1 pseudogene (cut by a window edge) is annotated in these 1,292 nt (G+C 67.3%); it reads left to right on the forward strand.

Annotated elements, in window-relative coordinates:
• Nucleotides 1-1,292 (forward strand): annotated as a pseudogene (lon, locus tag QZV94_RS20055) (endopeptidase La) (its annotated part extends 889 nt beyond the left edge of the window); the annotation flags it as partial.

Consider the following 1,292-nt stretch of genomic DNA (forward strand, 5'->3'; position numbering starts at 1 on the left):
TGTCCGACGCCAGCGCCGAATACGGCATGATCCGCACCTACCTCGACTGGCTGATCGAGCTGCCGTGGGCCAACCCCGAATTCAAGCCGATCGACATCGCTGACGCGCGGCGAATCCTCGACGAGGACCACTACGGCCTGGAGAGGATCAAAACGCGGATCGTCGAATACCTTGCGGTCCGCAAGCTCGCCCCCGAGGGCAAGGCGCCGATCCTCTGCTTCGCGGGTCCGCCTGGCGTCGGCAAGACCTCCCTGGGCCAATCGATCGCCCGCGCGATGGGTCGCAAGTTCGCGCGCATCAGTCTGGGTGGCCTGCACGACGAGGCCGAAATCCGCGGGCACCGCCGCACCTACATCGGCGCCCTCCCCGGCAACATCATCCAGGCCATCCGCAAGGCCGGCGCCCGCGATTGCGTGCTGATGCTGGACGAAATCGACAAGATGGGCGCCGGCGCCCATGGCGACCCATCGGCCGCCTTGCTCGAGGTGCTGGACCCAGAGCAGAACAACGCCTTTCGCGACAACTATCTGGCGCTCCCATTCGACCTCAGCCGCGTCGTGTTTATTGCGACCGCAAACATGTTGGAAAGCGTGCCCGGGCCGCTACGCGACCGGATGGAGATCATATCGCTTCCCGGCTACACGGCCGGCGAGAAGCTGGAGATCGCCAAGCGCTACCTGGTGGGCCGCCAACTCGCCGCCAATGGCTTGAAGCCGGCGCAGGTCAAGATCGACGTGGCGGCGCTGCGCGCCATCATCGAGGCCTACACGCGCGAAGCCGGTGTGCGGGGCCTGGAGCGCGAGATCGGTCGCGCCTTGCGCCACGCCGCAGTCCGCATCGCAGACGGCTCCGCCAAGACCATCCGCATCGGCGCAGGCGATCTCACCGAGAGCCTCGGACAGCCCCGCTTCGAGAACGAGGTGGCCATGCGCACCAGCGTGCCGGGCGTCGCCACGGGCCTGGCGTGGACCCCCGTGGGTGGAGACATCCTGTTCATCGAGGCGGCCAAGACGCCGGGCAAAGGGCGGTTGATCCTGACCGGCCAGTTGGGCGAGGTGATGAAGGAAAGCGCCCAGGCCGCACTGAGCCTGGTGAAGACCCAGGCCGGCGCGTTGGGCGTCGATCCGGGCTGGTTCGACGAGAACGACATCCATGTCCATGTGCCGGCAGGGGCCACGCCCAAGGACGGACCAAGCGCCGGCGTGGCGATGTTCATGGCGCTCGCTTCGCTGCTCAGCGGCCGAACGGTACGTAGCGACACGGCCATGACCGGCGAGATCAGCCTTCGCGGC

The organism is uncultured Phenylobacterium sp., from assembly GCF_902826855.1.
Classification (GTDB): Bacteria; Pseudomonadota; Alphaproteobacteria; order Caulobacterales; family Caulobacteraceae; genus Phenylobacterium.